Source organism: Hymenobacter sp. CRA2, assembly GCF_002007105.1.
GTDB lineage: Bacteria > Bacteroidota > Bacteroidia > Cytophagales > Hymenobacteraceae > Solirubrum.
Genome location: NZ_MVBC01000022.1, coordinates 22,300 through 41,439, shown reverse-complemented (window position 1 = coordinate 41,439; position 19,140 = coordinate 22,300). Strand labels below are relative to the sequence as shown.

Sequence of the window (19,140 nt, the reverse complement as noted above, 5' to 3'; positions counted from 1 at the left end):
CCATTGCCAGCCAGCAGCCTCCAAACCTTCTGCCACGGGTGAGGTTGTCAGGTGGTTCCGCAACCAACCATACCCCATGGACTTTTCCGGCAAAACCATTCTTGTCGTCGGCGCCTCGTCCGGCATCGGCCTGGCCACGGCGCAGCGGCTGCACGCGGCCGGCGCCACCCTGATTACGGCTTCGCGCCGCCGTTCCCCGGAGCTGGCCGCCCTTGGAGCTCAGCACCTTGAACTGGACGTGACGCAGTTCAGCGCCGCTACGCTGGAGGCCCTGCCGGAGGTGCTGCACGGCGTGGTGTACTGCCCGGGCTCCATTCTGCTGCGGCCGTTTGAGCGGCTGGGTGCCGAGCAGTTTCGGCAGGACTTTGAGCTGAACGTGGTGGGCGCCGTGCAGGTGCTGCAGGCCGTGATGAAGCGCCTCAAAAAAGCCGGCGGCGCTTCGGTGGTGCTGTTCAGCACCGTAGCCGCCTACAACGGTATGCCCTTTCACGCTAGCATTGCGGCAGCCAAAGCCGCCCTGGAAGGCCTCACCCGCTCGTTGGCCGCCGAGTACGCGGGCAGCGGCATCCGCGTCAATGCCCTGGCGCCCTCCCTCACCGATACCCCGCTGGCCACTGCCTTGCTGAACACGCCCGAAAAGCAGGAAGCTGGGGCCAAGCGTCACCCGCTGCAGCGCGTGGGCCAGCCGCAGGACCTGGCCGAAACCGCCGCGTTTTTGCTGTCCGACGCTGCTGGTTTCATCACCGGCCAGATAATCCGCGTCGATGGCGGGTACTCTACCCTTAAATAAGTTTAAGAGTTGGAGAGGGTAAGAGTTTAGGAGTTGTCCAATGAACGATAATCCCTATCCTCACCTACTCCTACCCTCATATCCTATGCCCGTAGCCCTGTTCTGGCACCGGCGCGACCTGCGCCGGCACGACAACGCCGGCCTTGCCGCCGCGCTGCAAAGTGGCCTGCCCGTGCTGCCGCTGTTTATCTACGACACCGATATCCTCGACCACCTGCCGCGTCCGCACGACGCGCGTCTAACCTTTATCCATGACCAAGTGGAAGGGCTGGCCCGCGAGACGGCCGCGGCTGGCGGTACTTTCTTGGCGTATTATGGCCGCCCGGCGGAGGTATTCGCGCAGTTGCTGGCGCAGCTCGACGTGGCGGCCGTCTTCACCAACGAGGACTACGAACCCTGCGCCACCCGCCGCGACGAGGCCGTGGCCCAGCTCTGCCAGGCCCGCGGCGTGGCGTTTCATGCGCTGAAGGACCAAGTCATTTTCGCCAAGACCGAAGTGCTGACCAAATCCGGCACGGCGCACCGGGCATTCGGCCCTTACCGCGACGCGTGGCTGGCCGCCCTGCGGCCGGAGCACCTGCGCCCCTACCCTTCCGCTGAGCTGTTTCGGGCGCCGCACCTGGGGCAGTGGCCGGCGGCCCCGGCACGCCCGACGCTGGCGCAGATGGGCTTCAAGCGGTGCGAGCAGTACGTGCCGGCCAGTGAGCTGCCCGCCGAGCAGCTGGTACGCGGCTACCACACCACCCGCGACCAGTTGGGGCTGGCCGTAGATAGCAGTACGCGGCGCTCGGTGCACCTGCGCTTCGGCACCCTGAGCGTGCGCGAGCTGATGCAGCAGGCCCAGACGCTCAACCCCAAGCTGCTGGCCGAGCTGATCTGGCGCGACTATTTCATGATGCTGTTCTGGCGCTACCCGCAGCTGCCCGAGGAAAGCTTCGAGCCCCGGCTGCGCGGCGTGGCTTTCCGCAACGACGAAACCGAGTTTCGGTGCTGGTGCGAGGGGCGCACCGGTTATCCGCTCATCGACGCGGGCATGCGGGAACTGAACCAGACGGGCTACCTGCCCAACCGCGCCCGTATTGCCGCGGCCAGCTTCCTGGTCAAGCACCTACTCATCGATTGGCGTTGGGGCGAGCGGTACTTCGCCGAGCGGCTGCTCGACTACGACCTGGCCCTGAACGTGGGTAACTGGCAATGGGTAGCCGGCACCGGTGTGGTGGCCGCGCCGTGGTTTCGGGTGTTCAGTCCCGACTCTCAGCTGAAGCAGTTCGACCCCACGGGCGAGTACGTACGCCGCTGGCTGCCCGAGCTGGGCACGGCCGCTTATCCGCCCCCAATGGTAGAGCACAAGTTTGCCCGCGAGCGGGCGCTGGCCGCCTTCAAAGCGGCTTACCACGCACTACCGGCCTAGGTAGCCCTACCCGTTCATGCCAGCATGAGGTCCTAAAACGCCTAACGCGCACTTAATCAGCGGCCCTATTTCTGCAGCACCTTGATGCTGAGGCGGCGGTTCATGGCCCGGCCTTCCTCGGTGGTATTGGGCGCAATGGCGTAGCGTGGGCCGTAGCCGCGGGCATCCATGCGGCTGGCCCCGATGCCTAGGTCGACCAGGGCGGCCCAGGCGCTGCGGGCGCGGGCCTCGCTGAGCTGCCGGTTTACTTTGTAAGTGCCGGTGCTGTCGGTATAGCCCCCGATTTTGATGCGCGTGTTCGGGTAAGCGTGCAGCAGGGCCGCGATGTTGCGCAGCTGCTGCATAGATTCTTTGGTCAGGGAAGCCTTGCCCGGCTCGAAAAACACCCGGTCGAAGTTGATCCAGCCTTTGGTCAGGTCCACTGTGTCCACCTGGGCCTGCGCGTCGGTGATGAAGCGGTGGAGCAGGCTCTCGGTGGAGCTGATGCCCACGCCCTCGAGCTTACCGCCGCCGGCCAGCTTCAGTGTGGCGGGCGCGCCGGTTTCGTAGATGTAGTTGCCGGATTTGGCGTCGTAGTGGCCGCTGACGGCCGGCGCTACGCCCTTCGGCGCGGCTTTGGCTACGGCAGCAGCCCGGTAGTTGGGGCGCGGCGCGGTGTAGCGGTACGTGCGGGGCGGCTCATCGGCTGCCGTGGTGCTGGCTGGCGCGGGCATAGCGGGCCGCGCAGCGGCCGGAGCACTTGCCGGCGCGATGCTGGCCGTGGCACCCGCCGGTACGGGCCGGGTGCTGGTGCGGGGCACCTGCTCAATGTAGGCCGTAGTGCCCGGTTTTGCAGCTGTTGCCGCTTTTGTAGCTCCCTGCCCGCTGGCACGGCCGGGTGCAGGCGCCCCGGGTTTCAGCAGCGTGAAAGCCAAGTTGCTCGGCTTTTCGGGCGACAAAAACACGTTTTCTGCCAACTGAGGCTTGTACCCCGGCTGGCTGACCTGAATAATATATGGTCCGCCTGCCATCAGCTCGGCGAAGGCAAACTCGCCCCGGGCATCCGTCAGCACGGCCCGGCGCAGGCCGGATGGCTGGTGCACCACCGTAACGGCAGCCTGGGTTATCGGCGTTTTATCGCCGGCCCGGACACTGCCATTCAGCCCGACGGTTGTCGTCTGAGCGACAACGACCTGCGCGGCCAAGGGGCAACACCAGAGCAGAGCAGTAGCAGCGGAAGGAATATATCGAAACATAGCGGCGTGGATTTTCAACAACGTTAATAAAAATAACACAACCATTTATTGAATATGTTACAATATATTTATGCGTCAGACATCCAGCTTTAAAGATATAGTCTTCCTTATTTAACTCAACCATAAGGCGGCAACCTATTGGTGGGTAAAGTGGTTAGGATAACGCTATGGAGAAGGACCGCATTAAACAAGCATACCTCGCGTACGTGCTGCGTAAGGGCACTCCGCCGACGTCGGTGTTTAAGCTCACCGAGAAGCTGGAGCTGCCCGAAGCCGAGTTTTACCGCTACTACCCCAATTTCGAGGCCATCGACCGCGAAATCTGGGCTGATTTCGGCCGGCAAGCCCGGGAACAGGCGGCCCGGGAACCGGTGTGGGCCGACTACGGCGCCCGCGAAAAGCTGCTGGCCTTTTACTTCACCCTGCTCGAAATCCTGAAGCAGAACCGCAGCTACGCCCTGCAATCCTTGCGGCGGTCCATGTCGCGCATGCCGGGCCTTACCCCGCGCGTGCTCGATGACTTCCGGCAGGACTTTGAAACGTTCGTAGCGGACTTGCTGCGCACCGGCCGCCAGACCGACGAAGTGGCCAGCCGCCCAGTGGTGCAGGAGCAGTACCCGCGTGCCTTCTGGCAGCAGGCGCTGTTTGTGCTCGGCTTTTTCGCCAAGGACGAGTCCCTGAACTTCGAGCGCACCGATGCGGCCGTGGAAAAGGCCGTTACGCTCAGCTTCGACCTTGTCGGGCGCAACACCTTCGACTCGGCTTTGGACCTGGCCCGGTTTCTCTTCCAATCGAGCCGCCGCTGATGCAGGAGCCGCTGGACCAAGTGCCCGCCGATCAATCGGCCGGGCAGCCGCTTTCCTCGCTGCCGACCACCAAAGTGGCCCGGGCTGCCCGCTTCGCCAAAACCGGGCTGAAAGTGGGCGCCAACTACGTAAAGCACTACGCCAAGCGCGCCGCCGGCGCCGACGTGAGCACCGAAGACCTGCACGCGGCCAACGCGGCCGAACTCTACGGCGCCCTGAGCCAGATGAAGGGTTCGGTGCTGAAAGTGGCGCAGATGCTGGCCATGGAAAAGAACATCCTGCCGGCCGCCTACGCCGAGCAGTTTGCCCAGGCTCAGTACCAGACGCCGCCGCTGTCGGGCCCGCTGGTCAGCAAGGCTTTCCGCGACGCCTTCGGCAAGTCGCCGTACGAACTGTTCGATGAGTTCGAGCCGCAGGCCCGGCAAGCGGCCAGCATTGGGCAGGTGCACTTTGCCCGCCAAGCAGGACGTGCCTTGGCCGTGAAGGTGCAGTACCCCGGCGTGGCCGACAGCATCCGCTCCGACATCCGGCTGGTGAAGCCCGTGGCCCTGCGCGTGCTCGGCCTCGACGAAGCCACCGTGCGCCCGTACCTGCAAGAAGTGGAAACGCGCCTGCTGGAAGAAACCGACTACGCCCTGGAGCTGCGGCGCGGCGAGGCCATTGCGGCCCAGAGCCGGCACCTGCCGCACTTGGAGTTTGCGCGCTACTACCCGGAATTGTCGGCGGCGCGCATCCTGACGATGGACTGGTTGCCGGGTCAGCACCTGAAGGAATTTCTGGCCACCGCGCCGCCGCAGGCTGTGCGCAACCAGCTTGGGCAGGCCCTCTGGGACTTCTACATGCACCAGCTGCACACCTTGCGGCAGGTGCACGCCGATCCGCACCCCGGCAACTTCCTGCTGCGCGCCGAGCACGGCGGCACGGTGGGCGTGCTCGACTTTGGCTGCGTGAAGGAAATCCCGGCCGATGTGCACCGCCTGTTCACGGCCCTGCTGGCGCCCGAAACCCTGGCCGACGAAGCCCGCTTGGCGGCCCTGCTCGAAGAAGCCGGCGTGCTGCGTCCGCAGGACCCGCCCAGCCTGCGCGAGCTGTACCTGCGCACCCTGCACGATTCGCTTACGCTGGTGGGCCGGCCGTTTCGCCAGCCCGCATTCGACTTCGGCGACCCAGCCTTTATGCAGGCGCTCTACGCCCTCGGCGACAATCTGATGCAGCAGCCCGAGCTGCGCCAGCAACGGGAGCCGCGCGGCTCGGAGCACTTCATCTACCTGAACCGCACCTACGTAGGACTGTACGCGCTACTGACGGAGCTGGGCGCCACCGTGCGCACCGGGGCCGCCGTGCCATCGTAGCTCACCAGGCCGCAACATATCGCGGGCGGTTTCGCTGTAGGCCCCACTCCACGACCATTTCTTATTCCATGAAACACCTCTGCCTTTCCCTGCTGGCTTTGCTGCTGACTACGGCATCCTTCGCTCAGAAAGCGGCGGCGCCTTCCTGCTGCGCCAAGCCGGCCGCCGACGCCCTGGTAGCCTTTGCCAGCCTGGCCGCCGACCCGGCCTTTATGAGCGGGCACGATTCGCCGCTGCCGCTGGACTACGCTCCGCAGGCCGCGGGCCAAAACATCACCTTCGCTACGCCCGACAGCAGCACCGGCGACGGCTACGAGGTGCACCCGGTCAAGCCCAACGGCAAATACCTGCTGGTGATTCACGAGTGGTGGGGCCTGAACGATTACATCAAGCGCGAAACGGACCGCCTGGCCGCCAACCTGCCCGGCGTGACGGTATTGGCCGTGGACCTCTACGACGGCAAGCTGGCCAACGACGCGCAGGAAGCCAGCCGGCTGGTGCAGGCCGTGGATAACGGCCGCGCCAAAAACATCCTGCGCGGGGCCATTCAGCACGCCGGGCCCAAGGCTCAGATTGCCACGCTGGGCTGGTGCTTCGGCGGCGGCTGGTCCTTGCAGGCGGCCATGCTGGCCGGCAAGCAGGCCGTGGGCTGCGTGGTATATTACGGCATGCCCGAAAAGGACGTGGCCAAGCTCAAAACGCTCAACACTGACGTGCTGGGCCTGTTTGCGACCCAGGACCAGGGCATCAGCCCGGCCGTGGTGAAGCAGTTTCAGGCCGACATGAAGCAGGCCGGCAAGCAGCTGACCGTGCACAGCTTCGACGCCGTGCACGCCTTCGCCAACCCGAGCAACCCCAAATACGACGCCAAAGCCGCCACCCAGGCCAATACCATTGCGCTGAATTACCTACTGAAGAAGTTCAAGCTGAAAGCTTAGCTTACCAGCCTCACTACTACCGCACAAAGCCGGTGCTGCCTACGGGTTGCACCGGCTTTGTGGCTTATAGCGGCCGTTTGTCCTGCCGGTTTGCTGTGGCGGGCCTACACCGCGTTGCCACCGCCGCAGCGGAGCGCTTGAGCACCTGCTGAGAAACAAACTGGGTAAGCTTGTTCAGCGCTCCGATTCTGGCTGATCCTCAGCCCTCAACTAGATTAATATAGCAAGATGCTATTGTGATAGTCTGGCAGTCCTTACATTCGTCCGCTGCCAATATCAGATCCATTTTGTTGGTTTACTGCGCTTTTTGCAGCCCTCCACGTTCATCTCCCCCCACCATTACGTTCTGGTATGTCCACATTTACTCGATTATTAGCCCGGGTACTCGGCTCCGCGCTGCTTTCGGGCTTGGCTACAGGCACGATGCAGGCACAGCACCGTCCTGTGGCCCCATCGTCCACTCGGTCTGAGTCGCCACAACAGCAACGCTTGCTGGAAACGCAGCTGCGTAGCATGGCTGCTACCGACCCGCTGTACGCGGCCCGCAAGCTGCGCCTGATTAACAACCAGCCCACCCGCTCCAAGGCCGCCGCCACGCCGGCCTTCCGTACGACGGCCCGGCCGGCTTGCTTTGAACCGTTCGACACCACGGCCGCCGGCGGCTGGAGCATGGTGCCGCGCGAAGACGACAACTCCTCCCAGGCCGTACCGCTGGGCTGGAATTTTTCGCTCTTTGGTACCAATTACAACACGGTGTACATCAACACCAACGGCAACATCACCTTCGACGCGCCGCTGAACTCATTCAACGCGCAGGGCTTTCCCATCGGCACGCCCATGGTGGCCGCCTTCTGGGCCGACGTTGACACGCGGGCGCCCGGCAGCGGCAGCGTGTGGTACAAGGTGTACCCCGACCGCCTGGTGGTGACCTGGAACCGTGTGGGCTACTACAATGTGGCAGCCGACAAGAAGAACACCTTCCAACTCATCATCAAAGCCAACACGGCCCCCGGCTTCACCGGCAACGACGTCATCATTGCGTACGACGACATGCAGTGGACCACGGGCAGCGCCTCGAACGGTGTGAATGGCTTTGATGGTATTCCCGCCACAGTGGGCGCCAACCGTGGCAACAACGTAGACTTCATTCAGACGGGCCGCTTCAACCTCAACACCACCCAGGCGCCCAACATCCCGAACGTGGGCGACCCGGGCGGCATCAGCTGGCTGGACGGCCAGTGCCTGGGCTACCAGGTACGGGGCGTGGGCAACACGCCGCCCGCAGTAGCGGGCCTGCCCGCCGGCAGCACCATCACGGTCAATCAGGGCCAAACGGTAACCCTGCCGATGCAGTTTTCCGGTCCCGAAACCAACCAGACCGTCAGCGTTACCACCAACCTGAACGGATTGTGCAACGCCTCGGCCCCGGTATCGGGCAACGGGGGAACGAACCCGAACCTGACGTTCACCGTCACGGGCAGCGCCTGCAACGTCGGCACCACGGCCGTGACCTTCACCGCCACCGACAACGGGCTGCCCGCGCCGGCACAATCCGTATTCACGCTCAACGTAGTGGTCAATCCGCCGGTAGCCAACGGGCAATGGACGGGCGCCGTGAGCACGGTGTACACCAACCCGGCCAACTGGAGCAGCAACGTGGTACCCACCGCCAGCGACAACGTGGTCATCCCGGCCGGCGTGCCCAATATGCCGGTACTCAGCAGCAGCGCTGCGGCGCGCGCCTTTACCGTAGCCAGCGGGGCTTCGCTCACGGTGGCCAGCGGCGGCACGCTTAGCCTGGGCGGCAACCTTACCAACAACGGCACCATCAGTGGGGCCGGCGCGCTGACTACCACGGGCAGCAGCGCCCAGACCTTCGGCGGCAGCAGCGCCGTGAACATGAGCGACGTGACGGTGGGTACCGCCGGCGTGCAGCTCAGCACGCGGCTGAATGTAGCGCGCCTGCTGACCCTGAACGGCAACCTGACCTCCAACGGCAACCTCACGCTGCTCTCCACCGCCAGCAATACGGCCATGGTGGTCAACAACGGCGCGGCGGCCGTCAGCGGCGCGGCCACGGTGCAGCGCTACATCAGCCTGAGCCTGAACGCCGGCCTCGGCTACCGCCACCTCTCCGCGCCGGTCAGCAGCACCACCCTCGCCGATTTGGCAGCGGCGGGCTTCTCGCCGGTGGTGAACCCGGCTTACAACGGTGCTACTAACCCTGGCACGGTAACCCCCTTCCCAAATATTTTTTACTACGACCAAGGCCGCGTCCCCCTCACGCTCAACGGCGCTACGGCTGATTTTGACAATGGTTGGGTATCGCCCAGCAGCCCTGGCGACGCCATGGTAGCGGGCCGCGGCTACACCGTCAACCTTTCCGCCGGGCAAACCATCGATTTCGTCGGCGTGCTCGGCAACGGCGGCGTGAGCCTCACAGGCCTCGGCCGCAGCACCGCCGCGCAGGCCGGCTGGCACATGGTGGGCAACCCCTACCCCGCGCCCATCGACTGGAACCAAGTGTTTGCCAACTCTACTGGCCTTGAAAACGCCGTGCACGTCTACAAATCGACGGGCCAGTATACGGGTTCGTACGCGAGCTTCGTCAACGGGGTAAGCACCAACGGGGGCACCAACATCATTCCGCTGGGCCAGGGCTTCTTCGTGCGTACCGCTACGGCTGGCGGCAGCGCCACCATCAACCTGAACAACGCCGTCCGCAGCACCACCTACTCCAACGTAGCGCTGCAGCGCACCGCCAGCACCGAAAGCCGCACGCTGCTGCAGCTCGGCCTGAGCGGCGCCGGGGCAGACGATCAACTGGCCGTGTACTTCGAGAACGGCGCTACCCCCGGCTTCGACCCGGCCTTTGACGCGCCCAAGCTTGTGGCAGGCAACAACGTGCTGCTGGCATTGGACGAGCCGACGGGCCCGCTGGCCATCAATGGCCTGCCGCTGCTGGGCAACGCGCCGGTAACGCTGCCGCTGGTGGTGCGCGTGGCCCGCGCCGGCACCTACACGCTGCGCGCCGATGAGCTGCTAAACCTGCCCGCCGGCGTGACGGTGCAGCTTCGCGACGCTCTCACCGGCTCCCTCACGACGCTGGCTCCGCAAACGGCTTATACGTTTACGGCGGATGCTTCCCTTTCCGGCCCGCGCTTCTCCCTGCTCTTCAACGCGGCTCGTCCCTTGGCTACGTCCCCGAGCCAGGTCGGCGCGCAGGTTTCGGTATTCCCGAACCCGGCTCACCAGCAGCTGTGGCTCAGCGTACCGGTAAGCCAGCGCCCGGTTGAGGCGGTGCTGATCAACGCCCTGGGCCAGCAGGTGCTGCGCCAGGTACTGCCCGCCACCCGCGGTGCCCAGGCCCAGGCCCTTGACCTTGGCCGCCTGGCCCGGGGTGTGTACAGCCTGCGAGTAGCCCTGCCGGAAGGCGCTGTTACCAAGCGCGTCGTCATCGAATAACTCTTACCGGGAAGGGGTGCAGGCCAAATCCGACCTGCCCCCTTCTTTTTCATCGTCGCCTAGCTTTCAGATTTATGCGTCTTTCTACCACTGCTTTTCGTACCGGCGGCTGTATGCTGGTCCTGCTCATTAGCGGTTGGCTCAGTCAACCCGCTGCCGCGCAAGGCCCAGGCTCGGGCGGCCCCGTACCGGGCCCCGCGCCCGACCCCACGGCCGTTCCCATCGACGGCGGGGCCTCGGCCCTGCTGGCTGCGGCCGGGCTGTTGGGCTACCGTCAACTGCGCCGCCGTTAGCCTCTCCGGCTCTTCCATCAACGACAAGGCCCGCGCCATCTGGTGCGGGCCTTGTCGTTGATGCACACTAACACTTTTACTAGCGCAGTGACTGTTCCTGCGCCACGGGCGCTGTCAGCTGCACGGCCAGTTCAGCCGTGGCGTCGGCCAGCTCCGTCCAGTTCGGCAACACAAAATAAAGCTGCTGGAACCCGTCGCGGATGATGGGAGCAGCCAGGGCAGCCGTGACGTCCAGCGGTTGGCGCGAGGCCTCGGCGCTGAGGCAGTAGTGCAGCTCCGCCGCCGACGAGAGCAGCCCGGCACCGTACACGCGCAGCCCATCGGCTTCCTGCGTCAGCCCAAACTCGGCGGTGCGCCAGAACAGCCGTACCAGCTGCTCCACGGCGTGGTCGTCGTGGAGGTGACGGCGCGCTACCTGCCCGAAGTGCTCCAGCCACGCGGCCCACTCCGCATCGGAAAGCAGCGGCAGGTGACCGAACGCGTCGTGGAACAGGTCGGGGCCGGAATGGTAATCGAAGAACTGCATCGAACGCACCCACCGCGTAACGGGAAACTGCCGCTGGGCCAGCAGGCCCAGAAAGGTCCGGTCGTCGACGCGGCCGGGCGCAGCTACTACTTCCCAGCCGGTAAGGCGGCGCAGGCGCTGGCTGAGCTCGTCGAGCTCGGGCGCGGCGTCGCGCGTGAGCCCAAGCCGGTTCAGCCCGGCCACGAAGGGCGCGGCCGCCCGGCGGTGTAGCAGGGCAGTCTGACGGTCGAAGAGAACTTTCCACACGAGTTGGTCTTCGGCAGTGTAGCGGTGATGGGCGTTCATCGGTAGGTAGAAAAAAAGCCCGGCCTCCGTGGGACGGAGCCGGGCTTGGTTGATTTCAGGTCGGGTATGTTAGCTGCGGTGGCCTCATCATCCGGACATTAATGCAACGGCACGGCTCCGTCCCCAGTGGCGGGGCGGACCTGCAGCATAAAATTGCATTTAATGGACTGGTGCAGCATGATTGCTACAAAGGTAGCAGGAATTCCCGTCGGTGCAAGTCTTTCCGGGTTCAAGCCAATAAAAAGGCTTTTGGGTACCACTCAGCGGGTAAACCGATATTCGTTGCGCTGTAGGAAGTCGGCCGCCTCGGCGAAGCGTACTTCCTTGCGGATGCTGCACTGCCGCTCCGCAATGAGCACCGTGCGGCGGATGACAGCTGCGCGGTTGTCATCTTGCCCCTCTCCTTCCAGCACCAGCCGCAAGGTGCCGTTGGGCAGTTGCTCGCGCTGCTGCAGGCGCATTAGCAGCCCGTCCCACTCCAGCCCGGTGCCATCGGGCAGCAGGCGAAGGCGGTCGAAGCCTTTGACTACTCCGCCTTCCGGCTCCTGATATTGGTAGTCGAGCACCAGCTCCTGCGCCTGGGCCAGCATGCCGTTGAGCTGAGTCACCAGCGTGACCGGGCGTTGGGTACGGTAGTCCAGGTAGGTGAGCGTGCCGCGCCAGTCGTAACGCAGCAACGGGCGAAAGTCCGCTACGCTGGTGCTGGGCGGGGCAGAAAGCTGCGGTGCTTGGCTGGCGTAGCCCATACTGAGCCCGGGGGTGCCGCTGATGCGCAGATCGAGCCGGGCCAGCTGCGCCGACGCATTGCGCAGCAGCGCGGCCGAGCCGACGCCAAAAGTCAGGGTGGCCCGCTGCCCGGGTACCAAAATAGCTTTGGCGGCCACCGCCCCATCGGCCAGCCGCTCCTGCACTTCCACGCTCACGCGCCCCACGTTGCGGGCCACGACGCGGAACGGGCCGGGTTGTCCGCCGCCGAGCACAAATACCTTGCCTGGCTCCAGCGACAAATCGGAATGCACGCCGCCGGCCCAGCAGGCACCGGTTGACAGCAGCAATACCAGCACCAGCGTAGCCGCAGCTGGCTTGGACCAGCCTACGAAGGAACTCGCAGCTGATGACACCACGTGCGGGCGCATCAGCCAATAATCCAGCGAGTAGCGCCCCGGCCCAACCGCAGCCACGGCTATGAAGGCCCAAAACAACAGCTGCTGGTAGTACATGCCGAGCACCGGTTCGGGCGAATCGTACCAAAAGAAGGCAATGACCATGAACTGCACGGCTAACTGCGCGGCCGCCAGGCGGGTGCTCAAGCCCAAGGCCACCAGCAACCCGCCCACAAACTCGCCCCATACAGTCAGTGCGGCCCAGAAGTAGGGCGAGGGAAACGTGAAGCCCAGCTGCGCCACTTGCTGCACAAACCAATCGGGCGTAGTCAGGTGGCCGGGCTGCGCCATGAGCTTGACCAGGTCGCGGGTGGTGCTCAGGTGGATGAGCTTGGACCAGCCCGCCCCGATGGCAATGGAAAGGCCCAGGTGCAGGCGAAACAGCAGCCAGCCCACATCGGTGGCGCGACTGGGCAACGGGGTGGCGGAAAACAGCAGCTTTTTCATGGCGCGGTATGGGGGTTGATTGAACAGCCCAAAACTGTCCTAATGCCCGCGCCGAAGCGTTTCAGCTTATGATTCGGGACGCCCCAGGTTGTGATTTGAGCCGTTGGGCCGCTTCACTGGGGGTTTCACCCATCAGCTTTTTGAACACCCGGTTGAAAGTAGACTTGGAGTTGAAGCCCGACTCCAGGGCCACGGCCAGCAGGGTGTAGTGCACGAACCTCGGGTCACGCAGCTTCTGCTCGGCCTCGCGCACCCGGTACTCGTTCACAAAATCGTTGAAGTTCTGCCCGCAGCCGGCGTTGATGACGCGCGACAACCATGAGGTGTTCGTGCGCAGCTGCGCGGCCAGCTCGCCCAGAGTCAGCTCGGGCGCGAGGTAGGGCTGCTGGTCCTGCATGTGCCGCCGCAGCCGCTCGGTCCAGCGGGGCAATTCAGGGTCGTCGACAGCGGAAACGGGCGCGGCCACTGCTGTCGGCACGGTAACGACGGTGGCTTGTAGCTCGGCGAAAGGCTGCGGCTGCGGCTCGGGCAGAACCGGTTCTGCTTCTGCCGCGGGCGGCGGGGCAACGGGCAGCGGGGGCACAGGAGCTGGTTCGGGCACCGCGGGCTGGAAGTGCAAGGGTGCGGTGAGGTGGTGGTTGGCTAACAAGCCGGCAATGCTTAAGTAATAGATCAGCAGCCCGGTGAAAAAGTAGTCGTACCAGACTTGGTAGTAGTCCAGCTCGCTCACGGCCGAGTTGAACAGTTCGAAAGCCAGCGTCACCAGCAGGCCGGCGGGAATGGCCAGCAGCACGTTGCGCAGCCAACCGAAGCGCAGGCGCTCGGTGTCGGAAAAATTATCGTTGAGGTAGCGGCGGTAGGCCCGGTAGTCGCGCAGCGTCAGCAAGGCGTAGGCCACCGTCAGCGCGTAGCCCAAGGCTTCGGACAGGTAGCCGAGGAAGGAGCCGTCGAGCCCGGTTGCCAGCACGCCTTTGGTGCCGAAGTGCCCCGGCAACGGCTGGCCCAGTACCCCGTATTGCCAGCCGATATCGTAAAGCCAGATGCCGAGCCGGCACGCCAAGTACAGCAGCGCCGGGGCGAAATGCCACCCGTCGCGCCGCCGGAAGCGGAACTCCTGGTTGGTGAGGCTACGGAAGTAAAAGTACAGCGCCGGCCCGACCGCCAGCCAGTTGCTGAACGGGAAGTAGAACATGAAGGTGCTGTAGGCGTCGTGCGAGTCGTACCAGCCGGCGAAGCCCAGCATCCACTGCGCCAGCCGGGCCGTGCTTAGCAGCAGTAGCAGGGCTAGCCAGCCGTCGGCCGGGGTGCCGTGCTGCCGACGACGCAGCAGCAACACCGCACTGACCACCACGCCCTGCACGAAGAAGGGCAGCAGCAGACTACTATACACACTGAACGTGAACGGCATGCCGCGAAGGACGGGGCTGGCGTGCCGGCCTCCAAATGCAGAGGGCCGAAAGCGCAGAACCCCGGCCTGCAGCCAGGTCGGGGTTCCGTCAGAATGCGCAAAGCAAGCCCTACACCAGCTCCAGCTCGGTCAGTTCTTGGCGCAGGGCGTAAGTGCGGCGCAGGGCCTCCACCAAGCGGGCCGATTCGGCGAAATCCAGCGTCTGCTGCCCGTCGGATGCGGCACGCTCGGGCACGGGGGCGGTTTCGTAGAGGATGCCGTCGGCGCCGGCCATGACGCCAGCCAGGGCCAGCGGGGCCACGTGGCTGCGGATGCCGATGCCGTGCGAGGGGTCGACGAACACGGGCAGGTGGGTCTTCTCCTTCAGGATGGGCACGGCGTTCAGATCCAGGGTATTGCGCGAGGCCGTTTCGAAGGTACGGATGCCCCGCTCGCAGAGGATGATGTCCTCGTTGCCACCCGAGAAAATGTACTCGGCCGAGTGCAACAGCTCTTCGATGGTGCCCGAGATGCCGCGCTTCAGCAGCACCGGCTTATCCACTTGCCCGAGGGCGTCGAGCAGGTTGAAGTTCTGGGTGTTGCGGGCGCCGACCTGGAACACGTCCACGTAATCGTGCATCTCTTCCACCTGCGACACCTGCATCACCTCGGTGATGATGCGCAGACCGTACTGCCGGGCCAGCCGGTAGAAGTCGCGCAGGCCCTCCAGGCCTAGCCCGCGGAAGGAGTACGGCGACGAACGGGGCTTGAACACGCCGCCGCGCATCATGCGCACGCCATTGGCTACCAGGTGCTGCATCACGGCCTCCATCTGCGCCTCGCTCTCGATGCTGCACGGCCCGCCCACGATGCTCAGCGAGCCTTCGCCGAGGTGAATACCGTCGCCGAGGTCAAGCACGGTGGGGTGCACGCGCCATTTGCGCGACACCAGCTTGTAGTCGTCGGACACGCGGTGCACGTCGCGCACGTTGGGCAGGGCCCCGATGCGGCGAATGTCCACGTCTTTGGGGCCGAGGGCGACCAGGTAAGCGGCGCGCTGAGTGCGCACGGGCGTGACTTTGAAGCGCAACTCGCGCAGCTGAGCCACCAAGGCATCCTGCGCGGCGGGCGAGAGGTTGGGTTCGAGATGAATGATCATAAGACGAGGTCGGAAGAGAAAAGAAGCACCGGGCGGCAAGTAGCGCTAGCCGCGGATGCGTTGTACAAACGCGCGGGCAGCCTGGTGCGGGTCGGCGGCGCCGTCGAGGGCGCGCAGCAGCGCCGAGCCGATGATGGCGCCGTTGGCGTGCTGGCAGGCGTTGTTGAAGGATGCTTTGTCGGCAATGCCGAAGCCCACGAGGCGCGGGTTGCGCAGGTTCAGGGCCTCCACGCGCTGCAGATAGGCCTGCTGGACCGATTGGTCGGCGGTCTGGTTGCCGCCCGTCAGGCCCGGACCCGATACCAGGTACAGGAAAGCTTCGCTGAGCTCATCGAGGCGGCGAATGCGCGCTTCGGAAGTTTGCGGGGTGATGAGGAAGACCTTGCGCAGGTTGTACTTGCGGAACGTCTCCTGGTAGAACTCCGCGTACTCTTCGGCCGGTAGATCGGGCAGAATCACGCCGTCGATACCGGCCGCGGCGGCCTGGCGGCAGAACTCCTCCATGCCCAGCTGCAGCACGGGGTTGAGGTAGCCCATGAGCAGTAGTGGCGTATCAGGCAGGTACTCGCGGATGCCTTGCAGCTCCTGCAGCAGCAGCTTCAGCGTCATACCGTTGCGCAGGGCCACGGTGCTGGTTTGCTGAATGACCGGGCCGTCGGCCAGCGGGTCGGAAAAGGGCACGCCGATTTCAAGGATGTCGGCGCCGGCCTCGGCCAGGGTGCGCAGCAGCGGCATCGTGTCGTGCAGCGTGGGGTAGCCGGCAGTGATGTAGAGGTTGAGCAGGCCGCTGGGCTTGCGGGCCAGCAGGTCGGCGAAGCGGTTAATCACGGATTGGGGCGGATTTGACGGATGTCACGGATTTTAGCTCCGCTTTCCTTCGGTTGTGGACGATTGACGGGCGGCGCCGGCGCGGCGGCCTGGCCGGCGTGACACACCGTTGTCATCGGGGTGACGTGCGTATCTCACGGGCAGGACAACGGTATGTCCGGGGCAAAACGACAGGTCGTTTTTTAAAATCGACCTATTATCCGGGACAAATCGATAGGTCGATTTGCCGCCGGGCATCAGGCCAGGTGCAGCTCGCGCAGGTAGGTATCCAGGTCTTTGTCGCCGCGGCCGGAGAGGTTCACCACTACCACGTCCGTGGGCTTCAGGTCCATCTGCTCCAGGGCGGCGAAGGCGTGGGCCGTTTCCAGGGCCGGGATGATGCCTTCGAGGCGGCTTACCAGCTGGGCAGCCTGCAGGGCGTCGGCGTCGGTGATGCTGATGAACCGAGCGCGGCCCGAATCGGCCAGGAAGGCGTGCAGCGGCCCGATGCCCGGATAATCGAGGCCGGCGGAAATCGAGTGTGGCTCGGTAATCTGGCCGTGCTCGTCCTGCATCAGCAGCGTGCGGCTGCCGTGGATGATGCCCGGGCGGCCCAGCACCGAGGTAGCGGCTGATTTATCGGTATCCACGCCGTGGCCGGCAGCTTCTACGGCTACCAGCTGCACGGCGGGCTCGTCGAGGAAGTGGTAAAAGGCGCCGGCGGCGTTGGAACCGCCGCCCACGCAGGCCACCACGTAATCGGGCAACTCACGGCCGGCCTGATCGAGTAGCTGCCGACGCATTTCCTCGCTGATAACCGACTGCAGCCGGGCCACCAGGTCGGGATACGGGTGCGGGCCCACCACCGAGCCGATAATGTAGTGCGTGTCGGTGGGGTTGCTGATCCAGTCGCGGATGGCCTCGTTGGTGGCATCCTTGAGCGTCTGCGAGCCGCTGACGGCGGGCCGCACCTCGGCGCCCAGCATGCGCATGCGGGCTACGTTGGGCTTCTGGCGCTCCATGTCCACGGCGCCCATGTACACCACGCACTCCAGACCGCGCAGGGCGCACACCGTGGCGGTGGCCACGCCGTGCTGCCCGGCGCCGGTTTCGGCGATGATGCGCTTTTTGCCCAGGCGCTCGGCCAGCAAGATCTGCCCCACGGTGTTGTTCACCTTGTGGGCACCGGTGTGGCAAAGGTCCTCGCGCTTGAGGTAGATGGCGGCGCCGTACTTCTGCGAGAGGCGGTCGGCGCGGAACAGCGGCGTGGGCCGGCCCACGTAGTCGCGCAGCAGCTGCTGGTACTCCTGCTGAAAGGCCGGGTCGGCCAGGATGTCGAGGTATTGCTCCCGCAGCTCTTCCACGTTGGGGTAGAGCATTTCGGGGATAAAGGCGCCGCCGAACTGGCCGTAGTAGCCGCGGGCGGAGGGTTGGTATTGGCTCATGGAAGGTGTGGTTGTTCGGTTATCGGGGTGCTGGGAGCAGCACCACCGGCTGGCCCAGATCGAAACCCTAGCCCCGCAATTCGCTGATAAACTCCTGAATCAAAGCAGTATTCTTCAGCCCTGGCTCCTGCTCCACCCGGCTGTTGATGTCGAAACCGGCCAAGCCGGGCAGGTGCAGCTCACGCAGCGCAGCGACGTTATCCGGCCCCAGGCCACCGGCCAGCAGGTAGGGCGTGGACAGGCTATAGCCGCGCAGCAGCTGCCAGTCGAAGGCGGTACCGTTGCCGCCCGCCGCGGGCCCTTTCGTGTCAAATACGAAGTAGTCGCAGTGCGGTGCGTAGGCTTCGAGCTGCTGCAAGTGCAACTCCGCTCCTACTCCAATGGCCTTGAGCACCGGCAGCCCGGCGGCGCGCAATTCGGCGCATACGGCTGGGCTTTCCTGCCCGTGCAGCTGCACGGCCGTGAGGCCAAAGTGCAGGGCAATGCGGCGGATAACGGCGGGCGCCTCGTTTACGAACACGCCCACTTTGGTCACTGGCAAAGCCCGCATCTGCGCGGCATCCAAGGACTTGAGCGCAAAGCGCGGCGACTTCGGGGCGAAGATGAAGCCGAGCATGTCCATCGGCAGCGCGGCCACGGCGGCCACATTGGCCGGGTACTTCAGCCCGCACACCTTTAATAAGGGTCGGTCAGGCCGCGGAGCGGGCAGCGTTGGGGCCGAGGAAGAGGCAGTCAGCGTCATAGCGCAGATAAGGCTAGCGACCGGCGGATAGTTCGCGCAGCTGCTGCACTAGGGTGGCGCAGGCGCGCTCCGGGCGGCTGTTGCGCATGAAGGTTTCCCCGATGAGGAAACCGTCGAAACCGGCCTGACGCAGGCGCAAAATGTCCTGGGCGGTGCGCAGGCCGCTTTCGGCCACGCGGCCCAGGTGAGCGGGCAGCTGTTCCACCAGCTCCAGGCTGCGCTCGATGCTGACAGAGAAGTCGCGCAGGTCGCGGTTGTTCACGCCCACCAGGTTCACGGCATCCAAGGCTACGTCGAGGGTGCGGTGCAGCTCCTGTGCGTCATGTACTTCCAGCAGCACTTCCAGGCCGAGGTCCTGAGCCTGCCGGCCCAGCTGGCGCACCTGCTGCGGGCTCAGCACGCTGGCAATCAGCAGCACGGCGTCGGCCCCGATGCTGCGGGCTTCGAGCAGCTGGTAGGCATCCACCACGAAGTCCTTGCGCAGGATAGGGCACAGGTTGAAGCGGCGGGCGGTAGTCAGGTCCTCGTTGCGGCCGCCGAAGAACTCGGTATCGGTGAGCACCGACAGGGCCGAAGCGCCGGCCTGCATGTAGCCCAGCGTGGTGCGCTCCACCTGCGCAAACTCGTTGATCCAGCCCTTGGAGGGCGAGCGGCGCTTGAACTCGGCGATGATGCCGCTCAGCTCGGGCCGGCGCAGGTAGCCGCGCAGCGACAAGGTAGGCGAGTCGATGTACTGGCTACGTTCAAGCAGCTTTTCGGGCACCAGTTCGCGGCGTTCGGCTACTTCCTGGCGCTTGTGCGCCACGATGCGGGCAAGCACGTCGGCGGGGGCAACGGTGTTATTCATAAGCCTCTCCCCTGGCCCGGGCGGGCAGCGTTGGGGAATTTG

16 protein-coding genes are annotated in these 19,140 nt (G+C 64.9%); 7 read left to right on the top strand and 9 right to left on the bottom strand.

Annotation, left to right across the window (positions count from 1 at the left end):
- Window positions 1-76: 76 nt before the first annotated feature.
- On the top strand, window positions 77-790 hold the full coding sequence (locus B0919_RS23210; RefSeq protein WP_078014699.1) for an SDR family NAD(P)-dependent oxidoreductase: 714 nt from the start codon (window positions 77-79) through the stop codon (window positions 788-790).
- Between the two features lie 85 nt (window positions 791-875).
- On the top strand, window positions 876-2,201 hold the full coding sequence (locus B0919_RS23205; protein ID WP_078014698.1) for a cryptochrome/photolyase family protein: 1,326 nt from the start codon (window positions 876-878) through the stop codon (window positions 2,199-2,201).
- A gap of 65 nt (window positions 2,202-2,266) precedes the next feature.
- Here B0919_RS23205 and B0919_RS23200 read toward each other — a convergent pair whose 3' ends face one another.
- Window positions 2,267-3,436, bottom strand: coding sequence for an OmpA family protein (locus tag B0919_RS23200; RefSeq protein WP_176133190.1), 1,170 nt, complete (start codon window positions 3,434-3,436; stop codon window positions 2,267-2,269).
- Window positions 3,437-3,603: 167 nt separating this feature from the next.
- Here B0919_RS23200 and B0919_RS23195 point away from each other — a divergent pair, with 167 nt between their 5' ends.
- The 5 genes from B0919_RS23195 to B0919_RS23175 all read left to right on the top strand — a co-directional run bounded on the left by B0919_RS23195 (window position 3,604) and on the right by B0919_RS23175 (window position 10,290).
- Window positions 3,604-4,242, top strand: a complete 639-nt coding sequence (locus B0919_RS23195; protein ID WP_078014696.1) for a TetR/AcrR family transcriptional regulator — start codon at window positions 3,604-3,606, stop codon at window positions 4,240-4,242.
- Complete coding sequence (locus B0919_RS23190; RefSeq protein WP_078014695.1) at window positions 4,242-5,594, top strand: ABC1 kinase family protein; 1,353 nt, start codon at window positions 4,242-4,244, stop codon at window positions 5,592-5,594. Before B0919_RS23195 ends, B0919_RS23190 begins: the two co-directional genes overlap by 1 nt.
- 68 nt (window positions 5,595-5,662) lie before the next feature.
- Window positions 5,663-6,532 carry a dienelactone hydrolase family protein gene (locus B0919_RS23185; protein WP_078014694.1) on the top strand — a complete coding sequence of 290 codons (870 nt, stop codon included), beginning with the start codon at window positions 5,663-5,665 and terminating at the stop codon, window positions 6,530-6,532.
- A 513-nt stretch (window positions 6,533-7,045) separates the two neighbouring features.
- The gene (locus tag B0919_RS23180; protein WP_139362340.1) at window positions 7,046-9,997 is read left to right on the top strand and encodes a nidogen-like domain-containing protein; all 2,952 of its coding nucleotides are present in this window, start codon (window positions 7,046-7,048) and stop codon (window positions 9,995-9,997) included.
- Window positions 9,998-10,110: 113 nt separating this feature from the next.
- Entirely contained in the window at window positions 10,111-10,290 is a 180-nt protein-coding gene (locus tag B0919_RS23175; protein ID WP_078014692.1) for a PID-CTERM protein-sorting domain-containing protein, read from the top strand.
- Window positions 10,291-10,369: 79 nt separating this feature from the next.
- Here B0919_RS23175 and B0919_RS23170 read toward each other — a convergent pair whose 3' ends face one another.
- From B0919_RS23170 to trpC, 8 genes are all read right to left on the bottom strand, one after another.
- On the bottom strand, window positions 10,370-11,101 hold the full coding sequence (locus B0919_RS23170; RefSeq protein WP_078014691.1) for a hypothetical protein: 732 nt from the start codon (window positions 11,099-11,101) through the stop codon (window positions 10,370-10,372).
- A gap of 260 nt (window positions 11,102-11,361) precedes the next feature.
- Window positions 11,362-12,711 (bottom strand): DoxX family protein, encoded by a 1,350-nt coding sequence (locus B0919_RS23165; protein WP_078014690.1) that lies wholly within the window; start codon window positions 12,709-12,711, stop codon window positions 11,362-11,364.
- 61 nt (window positions 12,712-12,772) lie between these two features.
- A complete protein-coding gene (locus B0919_RS23160) occupies window positions 12,773-14,119 on the bottom strand; it encodes a helix-turn-helix domain-containing protein (RefSeq protein ID WP_078014689.1) in 1,347 nt (448 codons plus the stop codon).
- Window positions 14,120-14,228: 109 nt separating this feature from the next.
- A complete protein-coding gene (locus B0919_RS23155; RefSeq protein WP_078014688.1) occupies window positions 14,229-15,257 on the bottom strand; it encodes a bifunctional 3-deoxy-7-phosphoheptulonate synthase/chorismate mutase in 1,029 nt (342 codons plus the stop codon).
- 45 nt (window positions 15,258-15,302) lie between these two features.
- The gene (gene trpA / locus B0919_RS23150) at window positions 15,303-16,085 is read right to left on the bottom strand and encodes a tryptophan synthase subunit alpha (protein ID WP_078014687.1); all 783 of its coding nucleotides are present in this window, start codon (window positions 16,083-16,085) and stop codon (window positions 15,303-15,305) included.
- Between the two features lie 236 nt (window positions 16,086-16,321).
- Complete coding sequence (gene trpB / locus B0919_RS23145) at window positions 16,322-17,509, bottom strand: tryptophan synthase subunit beta (RefSeq protein WP_078014686.1); 1,188 nt, start codon at window positions 17,507-17,509, stop codon at window positions 16,322-16,324.
- 67 nt (window positions 17,510-17,576) lie between these two features.
- Window positions 17,577-18,251: a phosphoribosylanthranilate isomerase gene (locus B0919_RS23140; protein WP_078014685.1), complete on the bottom strand. Its 675-nt coding sequence runs from the start codon at window positions 18,249-18,251 to the stop codon at window positions 17,577-17,579.
- A gap of 13 nt (window positions 18,252-18,264) precedes the next feature.
- Window positions 18,265-19,098, bottom strand: coding sequence for an indole-3-glycerol phosphate synthase TrpC (gene trpC / locus B0919_RS23135; protein ID WP_078014684.1), 834 nt, complete (start codon window positions 19,096-19,098; stop codon window positions 18,265-18,267).
- Window positions 19,099-19,140 lie beyond the last annotated feature (42 nt).